Annotated in this window: 15 protein-coding genes and 1 pseudogene; 4 read left to right on the forward strand and 12 right to left on the reverse strand. The window is 64.7% G+C overall.

Annotated features, from left to right (window positions below):
• Positions 1-67: 67 nt before the first annotated feature.
• From araA to galT, 6 genes are all read right to left on the reverse strand, one after another.
• Positions 68-1,585, reverse strand: a complete 1,518-nt coding sequence (gene araA / locus BLS91_RS09040; protein WP_092340392.1) for an L-arabinose isomerase — start codon at positions 1,583-1,585, stop codon at positions 68-70.
• Complete coding sequence (locus tag BLS91_RS09045) at positions 1,585-2,295, reverse strand: L-ribulose-5-phosphate 4-epimerase (RefSeq protein ID WP_092340393.1); 711 nt, start codon at positions 2,293-2,295, stop codon at positions 1,585-1,587. The genes araA and BLS91_RS09045 overlap by 1 nt, the downstream gene beginning before the upstream one ends.
• Positions 2,292-3,980, reverse strand: coding sequence for a ribulokinase (gene araB / locus BLS91_RS09050; protein ID WP_092340394.1), 1,689 nt, complete (start codon positions 3,978-3,980; stop codon positions 2,292-2,294). Before araB ends, BLS91_RS09045 begins: the two co-directional genes overlap by 4 nt.
• A gap of 269 nt (positions 3,981-4,249) precedes the next feature.
• Positions 4,250-5,275: a LacI family DNA-binding transcriptional regulator gene (locus BLS91_RS09055; protein WP_092340395.1), complete on the reverse strand. Its 1,026-nt coding sequence runs from the start codon at positions 5,273-5,275 to the stop codon at positions 4,250-4,252.
• 133 nt (positions 5,276-5,408) lie between these two features.
• Complete coding sequence (galK, locus tag BLS91_RS09060; RefSeq protein WP_092340396.1) at positions 5,409-6,569, reverse strand: galactokinase; 1,161 nt, start codon at positions 6,567-6,569, stop codon at positions 5,409-5,411.
• Positions 6,562-7,767, reverse strand: a complete 1,206-nt coding sequence (gene galT, locus BLS91_RS09065) for a galactose-1-phosphate uridylyltransferase (protein WP_092340397.1) — start codon at positions 7,765-7,767, stop codon at positions 6,562-6,564. The genes galK and galT overlap by 8 nt, the downstream gene beginning before the upstream one ends.
• Positions 7,768-7,853: 86 nt before the next feature.
• Here galT and BLS91_RS09070 point away from each other — a divergent pair, with 86 nt between their 5' ends.
• Both BLS91_RS09070 and BLS91_RS09075 read left to right on the forward strand, forming a co-directional pair.
• Positions 7,854-8,720, forward strand: a complete 867-nt coding sequence (locus tag BLS91_RS09070; protein ID WP_092340398.1) for a DeoR/GlpR family DNA-binding transcription regulator — start codon at positions 7,854-7,856, stop codon at positions 8,718-8,720.
• Positions 8,721-8,878: 158 nt separating this feature from the next.
• Positions 8,879-9,697 carry a shikimate 5-dehydrogenase gene (locus BLS91_RS09075; protein ID WP_092340399.1) on the forward strand — a complete coding sequence of 273 codons (819 nt, stop codon included), beginning with the start codon at positions 8,879-8,881 and terminating at the stop codon, positions 9,695-9,697.
• Between the two features lie 48 nt (positions 9,698-9,745).
• Here BLS91_RS09075 and BLS91_RS09080 read toward each other — a convergent pair whose 3' ends face one another.
• The gene (locus BLS91_RS09080; protein ID WP_092340400.1) at positions 9,746-10,885 is read right to left on the reverse strand and encodes a cystathionine gamma-synthase; all 1,140 of its coding nucleotides are present in this window, start codon (positions 10,883-10,885) and stop codon (positions 9,746-9,748) included.
• A gap of 20 nt (positions 10,886-10,905) precedes the next feature.
• Positions 10,906-12,270 carry a cystathionine beta-synthase gene (locus BLS91_RS09085; protein WP_092340401.1) on the reverse strand — a complete coding sequence of 455 codons (1,365 nt, stop codon included), beginning with the start codon at positions 12,268-12,270 and terminating at the stop codon, positions 10,906-10,908.
• Positions 12,271-12,540: 270 nt separating this feature from the next.
• Between BLS91_RS09085 and BLS91_RS09090 the strand changes: the two genes are divergently transcribed.
• Both BLS91_RS09090 and BLS91_RS09095 read left to right on the forward strand, forming a co-directional pair.
• Positions 12,541-13,221, forward strand: coding sequence for a DUF3105 domain-containing protein (locus BLS91_RS09090; RefSeq protein ID WP_092340402.1), 681 nt, complete (start codon positions 12,541-12,543; stop codon positions 13,219-13,221).
• A 13-nt stretch (positions 13,222-13,234) separates the two neighbouring features.
• Entirely contained in the window at positions 13,235-13,939 is a 705-nt protein-coding gene (locus BLS91_RS09095) for a DUF305 domain-containing protein (RefSeq protein WP_241983164.1), read from the forward strand.
• A gap of 94 nt (positions 13,940-14,033) precedes the next feature.
• Here BLS91_RS09095 and BLS91_RS09100 read toward each other — a convergent pair whose 3' ends face one another.
• From BLS91_RS09100 to BLS91_RS09115, 4 genes and pseudogenes are all read right to left on the reverse strand, one after another.
• Positions 14,034-15,941: an ABC transporter ATP-binding protein gene (locus BLS91_RS09100; RefSeq protein ID WP_420838499.1), complete on the reverse strand. Its 1,908-nt coding sequence runs from the start codon at positions 15,939-15,941 to the stop codon at positions 14,034-14,036.
• Between the two features lie 91 nt (positions 15,942-16,032).
• Positions 16,033-17,007, reverse strand: a complete 975-nt coding sequence (locus BLS91_RS09105) for a carbohydrate ABC transporter permease (RefSeq protein ID WP_092340405.1) — start codon at positions 17,005-17,007, stop codon at positions 16,033-16,035.
• The gene (locus tag BLS91_RS09110) at positions 17,004-18,137 is read right to left on the reverse strand and encodes a carbohydrate ABC transporter permease (RefSeq protein ID WP_092340406.1); all 1,134 of its coding nucleotides are present in this window, start codon (positions 18,135-18,137) and stop codon (positions 17,004-17,006) included. The genes BLS91_RS09105 and BLS91_RS09110 overlap by 4 nt, the downstream gene beginning before the upstream one ends.
• 151 nt (positions 18,138-18,288) lie before the next feature.
• Positions 18,289-19,609, reverse strand: a pseudogene (locus BLS91_RS09115) (ABC transporter substrate-binding protein).
• Between the last annotated feature and the right edge of the window lie 53 nt (positions 19,610-19,662).

Genomic DNA, 19,662 nt, shown 5'->3' on the forward strand with positions numbered 1-19,662 from the left:
GAATTTCTATATTTTCGACGATGATGTCAAGGCGGTGATTGAGATATTGCTGGTAGTGCTGGTCCCGCTACAGGCCTTGCGCCAGTCGGTAGTAGGCTTGGTTCCAACGCACCTCACGCGTGAAATCCCGCTGGGTGGTGGTCTTATCGATCACAAGAAGCTCGGTTCGAGCTATCTCGGCGAAATCGTGGAAAACCTCGATGCCGACGGCGGTCGACATCACGGTGTGGTGGGCGGCGCCGGCGGTGAGCCAGGCAGCGGCCGAGGTTGCGAAGTCGGGTTCGGGGCGCCAGACGGCGCGTCCCACCGGCAGGTTCGGCAGCGCGGCTGTCGGCTCGACAACCTCGACCACATTCGCCACCAGGCGGAACCGATCGCGCATGTCGCTCATCGCCACAACCACGGCGGGGCCGGGGTCGGTGTTGAAGACCAGGCGCACGGGGTCTTCGCGGCCGCCGATACCGAGCGGATGGATCTCGAGCGTCGGCCGTTCGCTGGTGAGCGAGGGGCTCACCTCGAGCATGTGAGCACCGAGAATCAACTCGGCGCCGGGGGTGAGGTCGTAGGTGTAGTCCTCCATCAGGCTCGCGCCGCCCGGAAGGCCGGAACCCATCACATTGGCAACACGCACCAAAACGGATGTCTTCCAGTCGCCCTCTGCGCCGAAGCCGTAGCCCTGGGCCATCAGGCGCTGAACGGCAAGGCCGGGCAGTTGGCGCAGGGCGCCTAAGTCTTCGAAACTCGTGGTGAACGCGGCGAAGTCGCCAGCCTCGAGGAAGCTCTTCAGCCCCAGCTCGATCGCGGCGCCGTAGCGCAGCGACTCGTGCCGTTCGCCGCCCTTGCGCAGTTCGGGAACCACGTCGTACAGGTCGTCATATTCGGCGACCAAGACGTCGATGGCGGCATCCGTTGCGGAGTGCACGGCCTCGGCCAACTCGTTCACAGGCCAGGTGTTGACCTGCACGCCGAAGCGCAGTTCGGCCTCGGTTTTGTCGCCCTCGGTCACGGCCACGTAGCGCATGTTGTCTCCGAAGCGGGCGAGCTTCATGCTGCGGCTGGCTGCCCAGCCAGCCGCGGCGCGGGTCCAAGAGCCGATGCTGCCGGACACGGCCGGGTTGGACACGTGGCCGACCACGGTCTTGCGGGTCACGCCGAGACGAGTCTGGATGTAGCCGAACTCACGGTCGCCGTGCGCGGCCTGGTTGAGGTTCATGAAATCAAAATCGATCTCGGCCCAGGGCAACTCGACATTCGCCTGCGTGTGCAGGTGCAGCAGGGGCTTGGTGAGCGCGTCGAGGCCGGCGATCCACATCTTGGCCGGGGAAAACGTATGCATCCAGGCGATCAGGCCGATAACGCGGTCGTCGGCATTGGCATCAAGGGCGGCACGGCGGATGGACTCGGAGTCTTTTAGCACCGGCTTCCAGACCACATTGACCGGGACGGCGGTCGATGAGTGGAGCGCCCGAGCGATTTGCTGGGATTGCTCGGCCACCTGGCGTAGGGTCTCTTCGCCGTACAGGTTCTGGCTTCCGGTGAGGAACCAAACCTCGTATTGGTCGAGGGTCGTGGTGAGAGATGCCATTACTTCAGTGCTCCCTGCGGTGCTTGTCCGTAGACGTTCTGGTATCGGGCAAATAGGGAATCGATGGAATCCTGCGAAATGGGAACGAGGTCGCCGCCCGCTCGGGCGAGCTGCACCGTGCGGGCCACGTCTTCCACCATCACGGCGGCCTTCACTGCGTCCCGGGCGTCCTTACCAATCGTGAACGGCCCGTGGTTAGCCATCAACACGGCCCGCGAACGGTGGCCGGCGAGGGTCTCCACGATGCCGCGGCCGATCGAATCATCACCGATAATCGCGAACGGTCCCACCGGAATCGGGCCACCGAATTCATCGGCCATGGCCGTGATCACACACGGGATGGCTTCGTTACGGGCGGCCCAGGCCGTGGCGTAAGTGGAATGCGTGTGCACGACGCCCCCAACGTCAGGCATGTTCCGATAGACGTACGCGTGCGCCGCGGTGTCACTCGACGGCGAACGGTCGGCGCCGGGCGTGCCCGGTATGACATTTCCCTGGAGGTCGCAGAGAATCATGTTCTCGGGAGCCAGGTCGGCATAGTCGACTCCGCTGGGCTTGATCACGAAGAGCTCCGCGCCCGGCACACGGCCGGAAACGTTGCCACCGGTCCAGACCACGAGTCCATTGCGGAACAGCTCGGCGTGCAGGCGGGTGATCTCGGCGCGAACGCGGGCGATCGCTACTTCGATCTGGGGTCCGTAGGTACTCATACCGACACCAACGCTTCCCGTGCGGTGACCGCAGCCCGACGTTTGAGGGCCTTGAGGCGGTGCATAACGTCGTTTTCGCCGCGACCAAAATAATCGTGCAGCCGCGTGTATTCCGCGAATAGCTCGTCATACGCCGCCGAAGACGCCTCGTTGGGCACATAGACGTTTTTGTTGAGCTTGCCCATCTTCTCGCCGGCCGCGCGCACGTCGGGGTAAGCGCCGGCAGCAACGGCGGCGTGAATAGCCGCGCCAAGCGCGGGGCCCTGATCGCTCGCGATAGTGCTGATGGGCATGCGAAGGATATCGCTGTAAATCTGCATTAGGAACGCGTTTTTCAACAGGCCGCCGGCCACGATGAACTCGGTCACCGGCACGTGGCTGTCGTTGAATGTTTCCACGATGGCGCGGGTGCCAAAGGCCGTTGCTTCCAGCAGTGCACGATAGATCTCTTCGGGCCGGGTAGTGAGGGTCATGCCGATGACTAGCCCGGAGAGTTCGTGGTCGACGAGTACTGAGCGGTTGCCGCTGTGCCAGTCGAGCGCCACGAGCCCGTGCCCGCCAACGGGTTGGTCTTTGATGAGCTCGGTGAGGTACTCATGCACGCTGCGGCCGAGCGCGCGGGCCTCTTCCACGTATGCCGCCGGTACCTGGTTATTGACGTACCATGCGAAAATGTCGCCAACGCCGGATTGGCCGGCCTCGTAGCCGTAAAGCCCGGAGATGATGCCGCCGTCGACGACGCCGCACATCCCCGGCACCTCGGCGAGACGGTCGGAGTTCATCACTTGACAGGTGCTGGTACCCATGATGGCCACCATTTGGCCGGGATTCACAGCCTGCGCGGCCGGGGCTGTCACGTGGGCGTCCACGTTGCCGACTGCCACGTGAATGCCTTCGGGGAGCCCCGTCCAGGCTGCGGCCTCGGCCGACAGCGAGCCAGCGGATGCGCCGAGCTGACCGATCTCGTGCGCCACTTTGTCGAGGGCAAAGCGGGAAAAGGCCGGATTGAGCGTGCCGAGGAAGGCCTCGCTCGGGTACTCGCCGTCCTGCAGGATGCCTTTGTAGCCAGCAGTGCAGGCATTGCGCAGGTAACGCCCGGTCAGCTGCCAGACGATCCAGTCGGCGGCCTCGACCCAGTGGTCCATACGGTTGTAGAGCTCGGGGTCTTCCTCGAGAAGCTGGAGTCCCTTGGCGAATTCCCATTCGCTCGAGATCAGCCCGCCGTAACGCGGCAGCCAGCTCTCACCGCGCGAGGTCGCGAGGTCATTGATGCGGTCGGCCTGGCCCTGTGCCGCGTGGTGGCGCCAGAGCTTCACATACGCGTGCGGGCGGCCCGCGTATTCGGCGAGCTCGTTGAGCGGCGTACCGTCGGCGAGTACGGGAACCATCGTGCATGCAGTGAAGTCGGTCCCGATTCCGATGACGCGAGATGGGTCAATGCCAGCGCTTGCGACGGCGGCCGGAACCGCACTCTGCAACACGGCCACGTAGTCCGCGGGTACTTGAAGTGCCCACTCGGGCGGAAGCGCCTCACCAGTCGCGGCGAGGGTCGTGTCCATGACCGCGTGGGGATAATCCAGGACGGCGGAGCCAATCTCGACGCCATCGGAGACGCGTACGACCACGGCCCGGCCGGAGAGAGTTCCGAAGTCGACGCCGATGACGTAAGACTCGGCGTCAGCCACCGCCGCAGCGCTTGCTGCAGGGTTGACCGATTCTCCGGCAGATGGGCGGGGCGCGGTGGTCACGAAATTGACTCCTTTGTCGATTCTGGTGCGAACGCAAGGCGACGTCCCGTCGCGATGGATTGCCACAGGTCATCATCAAAATGTGAACGGTCACATTGATGAGTTCACTTTGGCCCAGACTCGATTCGCCTGTCAATGCCCTTTTATCTCGTTTGGATAACGACGCCGAAACGAGGCTGGTTAGCGCAGGGAAGTCCGACTGGCCGCTACCACGCGGGCGGGGCCGTAGACGACCGCACCACGAGCTCGGGGATGAGCGGGCTCGACGAAGCTTCGTTCGCGCCACCGGTGATGTTGGCCAGGAGCAGGGCGATGCAGCGACGTCCGAGCTCGGCGAAGTCCTGGCGCACGGTGGTCAGTGGCGGCCAGAAGTGTGCGGCCTCAGGAATGTCGTCGAATCCGACGATGCTGACGTCGCGCGGAATATCGAGCCCGGCGTCGCGGATAGCGTGCATGAGCCCGAGCGCCATCTGGTCGTTGGACGAGAAAATGGCAGTGAAATCGCGCACCCGGAGCAGCTCGCGCCCGGCATGGTATCCGAAGCCGGCGGTCCAGTCGCCCAGGATTGGCGCGGTGGTTGGGACGTCATTCGCCCCCATTTCCTCGAGGAATCCGCGCATGCGCGCCTCCGCCTCGATCCAGTCCTGCGGTCCAGCGAGGTGATAGATGTTGCGGTGTCCGAGGTCGATGAGATGTCGAGTGGCGAGGCGGGCGCCAGCTATCTGGTCAACAGAGAGGGCGTGCTTGTCTGCAACACCGGTGGACTGCAGCGTCACATACGGCACGGCGATGGACAGCTTTTCGATGGCTTCAATGACCCGTACCTGGGGTGCGATGACGACGATGCCCTCCACCGACTGGTCCATCAGGTGGTCAACGGCAGCCTGGATCGACGAGGGTTCCCCTCGAGAGATATTGGCTGTGTTCACGAAATATCCAGCTTCCCTGGCAGCATCCTGGATCGCCGCAATACTGCTCGCCGGACCGTATTCCGCGCTCATTGCCGACAGCACGCCGATCGTGCGGGACTGCCCCTTGACCAGAGCCCGTGCGGCGCTGTTCGGTCGGTATTGCAGGTCGTCGATGACCTGCTGAACGCGCAGTTTGGTCGATTCCCGGATGCTGGGGTGGGCGTTGAGTACGCGTGACACAGTCTGGTGCGAGACCCCGGCTAGGCGTGCCACGTCGCGAATGCTCGGGGCGCGTCCCGTGGGCGGGTTCTCGGACACCATCACCCCCGTTGGAATGTGCACGGTCACAATTGCGACCCACCCTATTATGCCCCGGCGCACGACAGATGTGACAGTCACATGCTGGCCAGCTGGCGGCCGACGTCTCTATCCGGAAGGTGGCTCGATCCGCCAGCTACTCCACTTTGTGCGCTCCATCCGCTGCCCGAACCACGAACATGACCGGGGCGACGTAGCCCCGCGCGGTGAACGCGGCGCCGACCGCGGCTTCGATGACGGGGCGCAGTCCGCTGGGAATGAGCGCGATCGCGGCCCCGCCAAACCCGCCGCCGGTCATTCGGGCGCCGATCGCACCGGCCGCGCGCGCGGTCTCCACTGCGAGGTCGAGTTCGGGAACCGAGATTTCAAAGTCGTCCCGCATCGACAAGTGCGAGGCATCCAGCAACGCACCGATCGCGGTCGGCCCCTGCTCACGGAGCGTCTGCACTGTTTCCAGAACGCGCTGATTCTCGGTCACGATGTGACGCACCCGGCGAAAGGTCTCGTCATCGAGCAACTCGGCCGCCCTGGCGAGGTCACTGACCCCCAAATCACGAAGGGCCGGCACGCCCATCAGTCGCGCGCCCAGCTCGCAGGATGCTCGGCGTGAGGCATAGCCGCCGGTTGAGTGGGCGTGGCTCACCTGGCTGTCGATGATCAGCAGGTCGAGACCGGCCGGGTCACAACCCAACGGAATGACCTCGGCGTGCAGACTCCGACAGTCCAAAAACACGACGGCGTCGACGCGGCCGAGCAGCGACGCAGACTGGTCCATGATGCCCGTGGGTGCGCCAACTACCTGGTTTTCGGCAAGCTGCCCGGCCAGTGCGAGGGTGCGCAGCTCGAGACCGAGCTGCCAGAGGTCATTCAGGGCAACCGCCACGGCACACTCGATCGCGGCGGACGATGACAGGCCGGCACCGACCGGTACGTCGGAGACGATGTACGCGTCGAAGCCGGTCACCGCGCCGAGATCGGCGCCGAATTGCCCGAGCGCCCAGGCGATGCCGAGCGGGTACGCCGACCAGTCGGCCAGATTCTCCGGGATGAGGTCGTCCAGTCCAAGCTCGACGGTCCGTTCAGCGAAGGAACTTGCGACTCGCATCAGCCGGTCGTCGCGCGGAGCGAGAGCAACAATCGTGCGCCGGTCGATCGCAAGAGGCAGCACGAATCCCTCGTTGTAGTCGGTGTGCTCGCCGATCAGGTTGACCCGACCGGGGGCCGACCAGAGTCCATCAGGCGCACGCCCGAACCGGGCTGCAAATCCTGCTCTCGCACTGCTGCACAGGTTAGTCATGGTGGGGCTTCTCCGGGGTCGCTGTGCGGGCGGGCGGAGTAGCGGCAGCGGATGCCGCGGCATCCGCTGCGTCGGCCCGCTCGATCGCCTCGCGAATCGTGGTCGCGGCCTGTTCGGGGGTGACGTCGCCGATCCAGGCCCCCATCGCGGCTTCCGACCCGGCGAGGTACTTGAGCTTGTCCTCGGCTCGACGCGGGCTCGTCACCTGCAGCATCAGTCGAATCTCCGAGCGTCGGACGTGCACGGGTGCCTGGTGCCAGGCCCCGATGTACGGGGTCGGCGTCGAGTAGATGGCGTCGATTCCACGCAGGAGGCGCCGGTAGAGCACCGCCAGTTCGTCGCGCTCTGCGAGGGTGGTGGCGGCGAAGTCAGGCACGTGCCGGTTCGGGAGCATATGCACTTCGATCGGCCAACGAGCCGCGAAGGGAACAAAAGCAGTCCAATACGCCCCCTGCAGAACGACACGGTCACCGGCCTGCTCAAGAGTCAGGATATCCGCGAACAACGTCGGCCCATAGACGTCGAGCGACTCGATCAGCTGCCGCGTGCGCGGGGTCACGTAGGGATATGCATAGATCTGGCCGTGCGGATGCCGTAGCGTCACGCCGATCGCCTCGCCGCGATTCTCGAACGGAAAGACCTGCTCGATGCCGGGCAGGCTCGACAGTGCATACGTGCGCTCAGCCCACGCCTCAATCACCGTGCGAGCACGAGTGGCCGAGAGGCTCGCGAACGATCCCTCGTTTTCCGGGCTGAAGCAGACGACCTCACAGCGTCCAACGGACGTGCGGGTGCGCCCCAGACCGATCGTGGCGAGATCCGCGAGACCGGCCGGGGCGTCGGCATCCGTTAGTAGCGGGCCGAAAGACGGGGTCTTGTTCTCGAAGACTGCCACGTCATAGTTGCTCGGCACCTCGGACGGATTGTCCGGGGTTGACGGTGCCAGCGGATCAAGGTGCGCCGGCGGCAGGAACACCCGGTTTTGCCGGGCGGCAGCGATCGACACCCATTCCGCGCTCAGTGGGTCCTGCCGCATGTTGGCAGTGGCGGGGCGCTGATCAAGTTCGCGCACATCGGCGGCCCGATCCGGCGACAGCGTGGTGTCAGGATCGTCGAAGTAGAAGAGGTCTCGACCGTCGGCCAGGGTGTGCTGCTGTCGAGCGATGCCGGCGTCGGCGATGAAGTCTGCGTGTCTCATAGCAGTTTCCACAGTATCTGATTTTACTTTCCGAAACCAGAGACTTTCGAATTGAAAGAAATGACGAAGTAAGTAAAGATGGAGGCATGGCTTCCCTCGACCCCTTGCAGAGCCCGACGACCGCACCGTCGACGTCACCCGACCGCGACGGGCTACCGGGGCCCGTCAGGCGCGAGCAGATCCACAGGCTCATCGACGAACGCGGTTTCGTGCAGGTTCGCGAATTGCGGGAGACCTTTGGCGTGTCCGGTGTCACGGCCAGAGCGGATCTCGATGCGCTCGAAACTGCAGGAGCGGTCCAACGCGTACACGGCGGGGCAGTGCTCGCCCGAGGCTCTTCCGGGCAGCCAATGATCGAGTCCTCCTTCGAACAGGCGCTCGCTTCGTCCGTCATACCCAAACAACAAATTGGCTCGCTCGCGGCCGGCCTCGTCTCAACCGGGCAGAGCGTCATCCTCGACGTTGGCTCGACCACCCTCGCGATCGCCCGTGCCCTCGTGGCCCGCCAAGAATTGACCGACGTAGTGATTATCACGAACGGGCTGAGCATCGCACTCGAGCTGGAGCCAGCCATCCCCCGCTTCACCGTGATCGTGACCGGCGGTTCCTTGCGCCCGCGTCAGCACTCGCTCGTGGAACCACTCGCCTCCTCCGTGCTCAGCCAGGTACACGCCGACCTAGCCTTCATCGGCTGCAACGGTGTAGATGCCGAGCACGGCGTCACGAACATCAACCTGCCCGAGGCGGGCACCAAGAAGCTCATGCTCGCGGCGACGACCCGCTCCATCATCGTGGCCGACGCGTCCAAGCTCGGCCAGGTACACCTCGGCCAGGTCGGGCCACTTCGTTCCTTTGACACCCTGATCACGGATACCGCGGCGGACAGCGCTGCGCTCGCGCCTTTTCGTGAGGCCGGCCTCGCCGTGTTGCAACCGCAACACACACTTTCCTGACGTGGTTGCGCCCAGCGGGGAGTTTTCTCACGGGGCCGGCTTCTGCTGACGCCCGCCCTTTAAGTAGCCCCTGAAGCCTGGCTGCCAGGCCGTTGGATTGTTGCGACCGGGCAAGGACACCGATCCGGCGCGGTCCGCAAACAGGTCACACTGGAGTCATGCCAATTCTGAACAAGGACACGACCCTGTGCATCTCGCTGTCGGCCCGGCCGAGCAACCTGGGCACCCGGTTTCACAACTACCTCTATGAGGAGCTGGGCCTGAACTTCATCTACAAGGCCTTCGCTCCAACCAACCTGGCCGATGCTATCGCTGGTGTGCGGGGGCTCGGCATTCGGGGCTGTGCGGTGTCGATGCCCTACAAGGAAGACGTCATCGCCCTCGTCGACGACATGGATGCCTCGGCGTCAGCCATCAACTCGGTCAACACCATCGTGAACGATGGCGGCCACCTGACCGCATACAACACCGACTATTCCGCCGTGCAGCGGCTGCTGGCCGAGCACGAGGTGCCGCGCGAATACTCCGTCATTCTGCGCGGAAGCGGCGGCATGGCGAAGGCCGTCGCAGCGGCATTGCACGATGCCGGCTTCGACCGGGGAACCATCGTGGCGCGCAACGAGGTCACCGGCCGCGCCCTAGCCGCGCTGTACAGCTATGAGTGGGCATCCGAGGTGGGCGCGCTCACCGCCGACCTGATCGTCAATGTGACGCCGGTCGGTATGGCCGGCGGCGCCGACGCCGATCACACGTCCTTCCCAGCCGCGGCGATCGACGCGGCGAGCGTGGTCTTCGACGTGGTGGCCTCCCCCGCTGAAACGCCACTCATCGTGGGGGCGCGAAAGCTCGGCAAACCGGTCATCACCGGCGCCGAGGTGGTGGCGTTGCAGGCCGAGGAGCAGTTTTACCTATACACCGGCATCCGCCCCACCCCCGACCAGGTGCGTCAAGCCTCCGCCTTCTCCCGCCAACCCTGACCCCCGTTTTCGGGACGGGCCCGGGCCCCGTCCCAAAAGCAGGCGGGGTCAGGCGCGCGGCAGGGCGGCCTCGAGGTCGGCGATGAGGTCGGCGACGTCCTCGATGCCGACCGAGAGGCGCACGATGTTGTCGGGCACCTCCAGCTCGGTGCCGCGCACCGAGGCGTGCGTCATTTCCGAGGGATAGTTCACGAGGGACTCGACGCCGCCGAGCGACTCGGCCAGCTGGAACAGCTGCATCGACTCGGCGAACAGGCGCGCGGCGGCCGCGCCACCAACGAATGCGACGGAGATCATGCCGCCGAAGCCGGACATCTGCTTCTTGGCCAGGTCGTGGCCGGGGTGGCCGGGCAGTCCCGGGTAATAGACGGCAGCGATCGCGGGGTGGCCGTCGAGGTATTCGGCGATGGTCTGGGCGTTCTTGCAGTGCCGTTCCATGCGCACCGAGAGCGTCTTGATGCCGCGCACGGTGAGCCAGGAGTCGAGCGGTGCTGAGACGGGACCGGCCGCGAACTGCAGAAACTGGGCTTTCGCGTAGAGCTCGTCGTCGTTGATGATGAGGGCGCCGCCGAGCACGTCGGAGTGACCGCCGAGATATTTCGTGGTCGAGTGCACCACCACGTCAGCGCCGAATTCAAGCGGATGCTGCAGCGCCGGTGACGCAAAGGTGTTGTCGACGATCGCGACCACGCCGTGTCGGTGCGCGATCTCGGCGAGCGCCGCAATGTCGCTGATCTTCATGAGCGGGTTGCTCGGCGTCTCCACCCAGAGGATCTTTGTTTCGGGGCGGATGGCCGCCTCGACCGCCGCGAGGTCGCTCATCTCGACGGTGGTGTTGAGCACCCCCCAGGCACCGTGCACCTTGCTGATGAGGCGGTGGGTTCCGCCGTAGACATCATTGCCGAGCACGACGTGGTCGCCAGGTGCCAGGATGGCGCGCAGGATGGTGTCTTCGGCGGCGAGTCCGCTGGCAAAGGACAGTCCGTGCTTGCCGCCTTCCAGCGCTGCGAGGAGCGATTCGAGCACGGTGCGCGTGGGGTTGCCGCCGCGGCTGTACTCGTAGCCGCCGCGCAGGTTGCCGATGCCGTCCTGCACGTAGGTGGAGGTCTGGTAGATCGGCGGAATGACGGCGCCGGTGGTCGGGTCGAATTCCTGACCGGCGTGGATGGCGATCGTGTCGAAGTTCATGATTACTCCCTCTGTAGAAATTAGACGCTCAGGTAGCTGAGCAGGTCGTGCCGGGTGATGACGCCGAGCGGCTTGCCGCCGTCGGTGACGAGCAGCGCATCGTGCTCGGCGAAGGCGGCGCGCGCGGCGGCGACCGGCTCGTTGACGCCGATCAGCGGCAGCGCGTCGCCGACGATGGAGCCAACCCGATCGGTGAGTTTCGCGTCGCCGGAGAAGACCAGGCCCATCAGGGCGCGTTCGTCGACCGCTCCGAGTACCTCGCCCATCACGACGGGCGGCTTGGCGCTCAGCACGAGCAGCTGCGACACACCCTGACTGGTCATGGTTTCGATCGCATCGTGCACGGTGTCGCTCGGGTGCACATAGACCAGGTCCGGCAGGCTCCCGGTCTTCGATTCGAGCAAATTGGCGACGGTGTGACCGGCGGGGGCGTTGCTGAAACCGTAGCTGCGCATCCACCCATCGTTGAAGATTTTGCCGAGGTAGCCGCGACCGCCGTCGGGCAGCAGCACCACGATCGTGTCGCCTTGGCCGAGCTTCTCGGCGGCGCGTAGGGCGGCCACGACGGCCATGCCGCTTGAACCGCCGACGAGGATTCCCTCTTCGAGGGCGAGCCTGCGGGTCATGGCGAAGGAGTCGGCGTCGGAGACGGCGATCACCTCATGCACGACCGTGGGGTCGTAGGCGCCCGGCCAGAAGTCTTCACCGACACCCTCGACCAGGTAGGGGCGGCCGGTGCCGCCGGAGTAAACCGAGCCCTCAGGGTCGGCGCCGATGATGCGTACGGCGTCATTCGACACCTCGCGCAGGTAGCGACCGGTTCCGGTGATGGTGCCGCCGGTGCCGACGCCGGCAACGAAGTGGGTGACCGTGCCGTCGGTGTCACGCCAGATCTCAGGGCCGGTCTTCTCGTAGTGACTGAGCGGGCCGTTCGGGTTGAAGTACTGATTGGGCTTGAACGCGCCCGGAATATCCCGGGCCAGCCGGTCGGAGACGCTGTAGTACGACTCGGGGTCTTCGGGGGCAACGGATGTCGGCGTCACCACGATCTCGGCGCCGTACGCCGTGAGCACGTTGCGTTTGTCCTCGCCGACCTTGTCGGGCAGCACGAACACGCACTTGTAGCCGCGCTGCTGAGCCACCAGGGCCAGGCCCACTCCGGTGTTGCCCGACGTGGGTTCGACGATCGTGCCGCCGGGTTTCAGAAGGCCCTCGCGCTCGGCGGCGTCGATGATGCGCACGGCGATGCGGTCTTTGGCCGAGCCGCCCGGGTTCAGGTATTCGAGTTTCACGAGCACCGTCGCGGTCAGTCCGGCGGTGACCTTGTGGAGTTTAACCAACGGGGTGTCACCGATGAGGTCAAGGACGGTGTCTGCGATTTTCATGGGGAATTCCTTTGGTCAAGCAGCAGGGTCGAGCCGCGCGCGTTCAAACAGGCGCGGCCTCGGGGATGCACACCGAACGGCGGCCGAACGGGTTCGTGGAGGGTCGGCTAGCGACAGCAGCAACACGGCGAATGAACGGGCACCCTCCCAGTCTATCGGGCGCCGAGAGCCGCCGACCAGCCTGACAAAGAACTGTGAGAGCGGCATCGGGGGAAGCCACAGGGGCGACTGTTACGTTCGAATGGAAGTAGCTCCAACAGAGAGGCCCTCGTGACCCCCCAGCCCGGTTCCCCCGTAAACCAAGCGTCGCTCAAGCAGGAACGCGCCGCAAAGCGCACGAAAAAGCTGGAGGAGTATCACCGCCAGCAAAAGCGCGGCAAGCGTAACCGTCTGATTGGCATCGTCGGCGGCGCGGTGGCCGTGGTCGCGATCATCGCACTCATCGTCACGGCCTTCGTGCTCACCCCGAAAGCGGCCAACTATGCGGGCGGCGGCGCCGGCGATGCGTCGACGATCGAGGGCGTTGAAACCTTCACCAACACGGCCGGTCACGTGGAAACTGCCGTCACCTACGAGCAGACACCCCCCGCCGGCGGCGAGCACGCCTCGGCCTGGCTCAACTGCGGAGTCTACGATCAGGTCGTTCCCAACGAGAACGCCGTGCACTCGCTCGAGCACGGCGCCATTTGGGTCACCTACGACCCGTCGATCTCCGATGCCGAGCTCGCCACGCTGAAGGCCGAACTGCCCTCGACCTACGTCGTGCTCTCTCCCTTCGAAGGAATTCCGGCACCGATCGTGCTCAGCGGCTGGAACGCGCAGCTTCAGGTGGACAGCGCCGGCGATGCCCGTATTGCCGACTTCTTCAGCGAATTCTGGAAGAGCGTCAACGTGCCCGAAGACGGCGCTCCGTGCTCGGGCGCGATCGACGCCCCCGGCAAGGTCTCCTAGAACGCACGACCCCGTGACCGCTGACAATCCGCCGTCCGCCAGCACAGCGGATGTTCATCCCTCACGCCGGCGTCGCACACTTTTCATGGTCGTCACGGTGGTCGTCACAGCGCTCGTCGTGGGCGCCGCAGCCTTCTCGGCGGGGCGGCTCAGCACAATCGCGGACGCCACGCCGGACACGACGAGCGCCGAGGCGGGCTTCGCCCGGGACATGCAGGTGCATCACGACCAGGGCGTCGAACTCGCCCTGATCATTCGCGATCGCACCGAGGATGCACCGGTGCGGCTGCTCGCCTACGACATCGCCACGACGCAGGCCAAGCAGAGCGGGCAGATGGCCGGGTGGCTCGCTGTCTGGGGCCTGCCGCAGTTCTCCCCCGAACCCTCGATGACCTGGATGACACGGCCGACCCTGGCTGGGGAGTCGCACGACGGATCCCATACTGCTGGATCCGACGCCGCGCACGTGGCGGGAGAACCGATGCCGGGGCTGGCGACGCCGGCGCAGATTGCGGCGCTCACCGCGGCATCCGGTGTGGAAGCGGAACGACAGTTTCTGGTCATCATGATCGCTCACCACCGTGGTGCCATCGAGATGGCCGACGCGGTGCTCGACCGAAGCACCAACGCGACCGTGCGGGCCTTCGCGACCGCCGTCGTGCTGAGCCAGAAGTTCGAGATCGACCTCATGACCAGCATGCTCGCCGCCCGCTCGTAGCCTGTCCGCTGGGCATTTTCGCGCCGGGCCCACCCTATGGCCACGGGCCCAGTTTATAAACTGGGCCCGTGGACGGGGCCTGGGCCCCGTCCGGTTAGAGGACGGGGCTCGACGTGATTTGGCGGGCGTAGAGGGAGGCGTAGACCGCGCCTTGGGCGAGCAGTTCGGCGTGGGTGCCGCGCTCCACGATGCGGCCGGCATCGACGACGAAGATCACGTCGGCATCGACGATGGTCGACAGGCGGTGGGCGATCGCGATGGTCGTGCGGCCGTGGCTGGCCGTGTCGAGGGCAGCCTGCACCACGCTCTCGGAGATGGAGTCGAGCGCGCTCGTGGCCTCGTCGAGGATGAGCACGGGCGGGTCCTTCAGCAGCACCCGGGCAATAGCGATGCGCTGTTTCTCACCGCCGGACAGTCGGTAGCCGCGCTCCCCCACCATGGTGTCGTACTTCTCGGGGAACGAGTCGATCGTGTCGTGGATGTTCGCGGCGCGCGCGGCCGCGACCAGCTCGGCATCCGTCGCCTCCGGCTTGGCGTAGCGCAGGTTCTCGGCGATCGTCGCGTGGAACAGGTAGGTCTCCTGGCTCACGATGCCGATGTGCGAGACGAGCGATTGCTGCTGCAGGTCACGCACGTCGAGGCCGGAGAACAGCACTCGGCCGGCCGACACCTCATAGAAGCGCGGAATTAGGTAGGACACCGTGGTCTTGCCGGCGCCGGACGGTCCGACGAAGGCGGCGAACTGCCCCGGCTCGATCGTGAGGGACACGTCGTCGAGGGTCGGGCGGGCGTCACGACCGGCATCCGGATAGTTGAAGCGCACCCGGTCGAACTCGACCCGCCCGCGCTCAGAACCGACAGACGGCACCAGTGCTGCATCCGGCTTGTCGCTGATCGCCGGCTTCAGGTCGAGGTATTCAAAGATGCGCGCGAACAGCGCCGACGAGGTCTGCAGGTCGAGCGCAACGCGCATCAGGCCGAGTAGCGGAAAAATGAGCCGAGCCTGCACGGTGGTGAACGCCACGATCGTGCCCGGCGTGACGTCCGTGGTGCCGTTGAACATGAGGGCACCGGCCACAAGGTACACGATCGCCGGAATAGCCGACAGGAACACGCTCACCGTGGCGAAGAACCACTGGCCGCTCATCTGCTGGCTCACCTGCAGCCGCACCTGGTTGCGGTTCTCTTCGGCATACCGATCGATCTCGTTCTGCTGCCGGGTGAAACTTTTCGACAGCAAAATGCCCGACACGCTCAGGGTCTCCTGCGTGATGGCGGTCATGTCCGACAGCGATTCCTGCGTCTTGCCGGCGATGCGCGCGCGCACCTGGCCGACGCGGCGCTGGGCGAATACCAGAATCGGCATGAGCACGACGGCCACGATGGTCAGCTGCCAGTTGAGCAGCAGCATCGCCACGAAGGCCGCGATAACCGTGACTGTGTTACCCAGGATGCTGGAAATTGTGTTGGTCAGTACCGTCGCGACACCGCCGACATCGTTCTGCAGCCGAGACTGAATCACGCCGGTCTTGGTCTTCGTGAAGAAGCTCAGCTCCATCGCCTGCAGGTGCGTGAACAGCCGCACGCGCAGGGCGCCCATGACCTTGTTGCCGACGCTCGCGGTGAGCCAGGTCTGCCAGACGCCAAGCAGCGCATTGACCAGAAAAACACCGAGCATGAGGGCCACGAGAACCCCGAGCACCGATAGGTTGGGGGGGGCGGCGGGCGGAAACAGCCCGTCGTCGAAGGCGCGCTGCGTGAGCAGCGGCGGCACGACCGACAGCGCGGCACTGACCAGAACCAGCACGACGGTGACGATGAGCGTGCTGCGGTGCGGGGCGAACAGTGCGCCGATTCGAGCGAGCAGGTGCGGGATGCGCGGGGCGAGCGCGTTCTCTGCGCGCTGCGCCGCAGCATCCGCTCCGCTGACCCGTTTGCGCGGGCGTTCGACGCCCGCCTGCTGCCGCGGGCCGTGGCCAGGGGCGCCGTGCATTCCACTCATGCATTCACTCTAAACGTCGCCGCTGACCCGGCAGAACGGATGCCCGTGGTCGGGCCGGCCACGAGCATCCGTTCTCTCGAAAATCCGCCTGCTAACCCTTGGTAGAACCGGCGAGCAGGCCGCGCACGAAGAAGCGTTGCAGCGAGAAGAACACGATCAGCGGCACCAGAATCGAGAGGAACGCGCCGGCCGTGAGCAGATGCCAGTCCTGCCCGCGGGCACCGGAGAGTTCGGCGAGCAGCTTGGTCATGGGAGCGACCGCGCCGTCGGCGAAGATCAGCGCCACCAGGAGGTCGTTCCAGACCCAGAGAAACTGGAAGATGGCGATCGACGCGATGGCGGGCATGGTCAGCGGCAACACGATGCGAAAGAAGATCTGCCCGTGGCCGGCGCCGTCAACCCTGGCCGCTTCAATGACCTCGCTCGGTATCTCCGAGACGAAGTTGTGCAGCAGGTAGATGGCCAGGGGAAGAGCGAACATGGTGTGCGCGATCCATACCTGCGAATAGCCGCTGCCGGGGTTGAGTGCCGCGACGACCGGGAAGCCAAAAACAGTGCCGCCGGAGAAGAATTGCAGCAGCGGCACGAGGGCCATCTGAATCGGCACGATCTGCAACGCAAAAACACCAATGAACATGGCATTCTTGCCCCGAAAGTCAATCCAGGCGAAGGCGTAGGCGGCGAGGCTGGCAATCATCAACGGGATGAGCGTGGCCGGCAGGGTGATCGCGATCGAGTTAATGAATGCCCCGGCCAGGTTCAGCTGGCTGTTGCCCGCGGCCAGAGCCGTCGTGTAGTTGTCGAAGGTGACCCCGGTGTTGGTGAAAATGGTCCACCAACCGGTGGTGCGCACCTGCTGCGCCGGCCGGAAGGACGACACCAGCAGGCCCAGGGTGGGGATCGACCACAGCACCGCGATGATGAGCGCCCCAATGGTCGCTCCGCGGCTGGTCAGCCGTTTCTTGGTGTTGCGGGCGATGGGCGACTCCATCCGGCGAACGCCGCGTCGGAGTCGCCGTGTGGTCTGGGCGTCTACGGGAAGTCTTACGGGCATGACGGAGCTCATCGGATTTCCCTCTGCTTCTTGATCTGGCGGGCGTTGTAGACGACGATCGGCAGTACCAGCAGGAACAGCACCAGGGCGAAGGCGGCTGAGCGGCCCTGCTCGAAATTCTTGAACTGGGTGTACATTTCGTTGGCGACGACGCTGGTCTCGTTGGACCCGGCGGTGGTGGTGCGCACAATGTCGAAGACCTTGAGCGACACGATGGAGATAGTCGTCAGAACGACCACGAGGGCGCTGCGGATGCCGGGGACGGTCACGTTCACGAACTGCTCCCAGGCGTTGGTGCCGTCGAGTTCGGCCGCCTCCATCTGCTCGGTCGGCACGCCTTTGATGGCGGCAGACAGCACCACCATGGCGAACCCGGTCTGCACCCAGATCAGAATCACGATGAGAAACAGGGTATTGAACGGGGATACCGAGAGAAAGTCGACCGGCTGCCCGCCGAACATGACCACGAGCTGGTTCAGCAGGCCGATCTGCTCCTGGTCGGCCGGGCGGGCCGTGTAGACGAAACGCCAAATAATGGATGCTCCCACCAGGGAGATGGCCATCGGCATGAAGACCAGAATCTTGAAGTACTTCTCACCGCGGCTCTTGTCGATGAACACCGCGTACGCGAGGCCGGCGATGGTCGAGATGGTCGGAACGATCAACACCCAGACAATGGTGTTGAGCACGATGCGCACGTTCTCGGGCTGGGTGAAGATCCAGGCGAAGTTGTCGAGGCCAACAAACCGGTCACCGCGAGCGCTCATGAAGGCCTGCACCGTGGTCTGAATGGTCGGAATGACCAGGCCGATGCCGAGCAGGATAACGGCCGGGGCGAGAAAACCGACCAGCTGAAACAGGTAGCCAGCACCCTTGCGCGCGCGGTAGTCGATGTAGAAGAAGCCGAGGCCGAGCACACCGGCGCCGATGATCGCCCAGGTATACGAGTTGGCAATGAGCAGGATCAGCAATGGTGCGAGCACGCAGACGGCGAGGCGGATGATCGTGTACAGGCGGCCGGAGCGTGGGGCAATCTCGACGAAGAAGAGGATGGCGCCGACCACGACGCTGAAAGCCAGGATGACGATGGGGACTTGCGCCAGTGCGGGTAACTGCGCCAGCCAGGAGAAGAAAGCGGACATCTGAAACCTTTCGAGTACGACAGTAAACCCTGGTATTCGCTGGCAACCGATGAAAACGTATCGATAACGCACACCTGCCACGCACGATGTGCCGCCCGGTATTCGAAGCGGACGGCACACCGTTTTCATGCCTGAGTGATGGCTGCCTCAGTTATTTAGACGGCCAGCCCGCTTCGATGCTCGTGAGCACCTCGTCGGTCGGTGTGCCGTTGATCCAACTGACTATGCCCTTCCAGAAGGTTCCCGATCCCACAGCGCCCGGCATCAGGTCGGAACCGTCGAAGCGGAAGGTGGTTTTCGGGTCCTGCAGGATAGTGATGGCTTCTTGCAGAATGGGGCTCGTTGCCTTGGAAGCGTCGAGGCCCTTGTTCGCGCTGATCACGCCGCCGAGACCGACCCGGCTGTTAGCCCAGTCAGCGCTCGAGAGGTATTCCAGCACCTTCTGAGTGTCAGCGTCATCCGAGAAAGCGCCGACAATCTCGCCGCCACCGGTGACTGCCTGGCCACCGGCCTTGACCGAGGGAGTGATGAAGGCCCAGACGTCGGCGTCCGGTCCGACTGTTCCGCCGGCATCCTTGATGAATCCATCGAAGAAAGAGGCCTGGTGGGTCAGTGCACAGGTGCCGTTGGAGATGGGGGTGGCCACATCTCCGAACGGGGTGCTGTTGATCGACTTGACGTCGCCAAAGGCGGCGTTGACGTACTTGGGGTTGAGCAGAATTTCACCGACGGAGTCAAAGGCCTTTTTTGATGGCCGGGTCGGTGAAGGGGATCTTGTTGGCGACCCATTTGTCGTAGGTCTCGGCGCCGGCCTGGCGCAGCACGAGGTCTTCGACCCAGTCGGTGCCGGGCCAGCCGGTGGCGTCACCGGAGCCGAAGCCGGCGCACCAGGGAGTCGTACCGGTCTTTTCCTGGATGGTCTTGGTGAGAGCGAGCAGTTCGTCCCAGGTGGTGGGAACTTCAACGCCCCACTCCTTGAATTTCGCCGGTGAATACCAGATGAAGCCCTTGACGCTCGCCATGAGCGGAGCCCCATAGAGGGTGCCGTCCGACGTGCCGTAGGCCTTCCAGTCAGCGGACCAGTTCTTGTCAACGTTGGCCGCAACCGCGTCGGGTGCCGCCTTGAGGAATTTGCGCGACGCGAGGTCTTTCATGAGCCCGGGCTGCGGGAAGATCGCAATGTCGGGAGCGTTACCGCCCTGGGCGCGAATGGAGATCTGCGATTCGAATTCCTTCGACGATTCGTATTGAATGTCGATGTTATTGTCTTTCTCCCACCCGGCCCAGGACTTTTCCAGGAGCTAAGCTTCGGTGTCGGCGATCGTGCCGTAGACGGTGACGACGCCATCGCCCTTAGCTCCCGACGTGGAGGCGGTAGTACCGGGACCGCCGGAACAACCGGCCAGGGCTAGACCAGCAATCGCCGCCATGGCGATCGGTGCTGTAAATCGACGGTGCAGGGAAGGCCGCATCTTGTTTCTCCTCATTGAGTGGTGCCGGGTCGTGTGGTGCTAAACGGTGGTGA

Source organism: Cryobacterium flavum, from assembly GCF_900103805.1.
GTDB lineage: Bacteria > Actinomycetota > Actinomycetes > Actinomycetales > Microbacteriaceae > Cryobacterium > Cryobacterium flavum.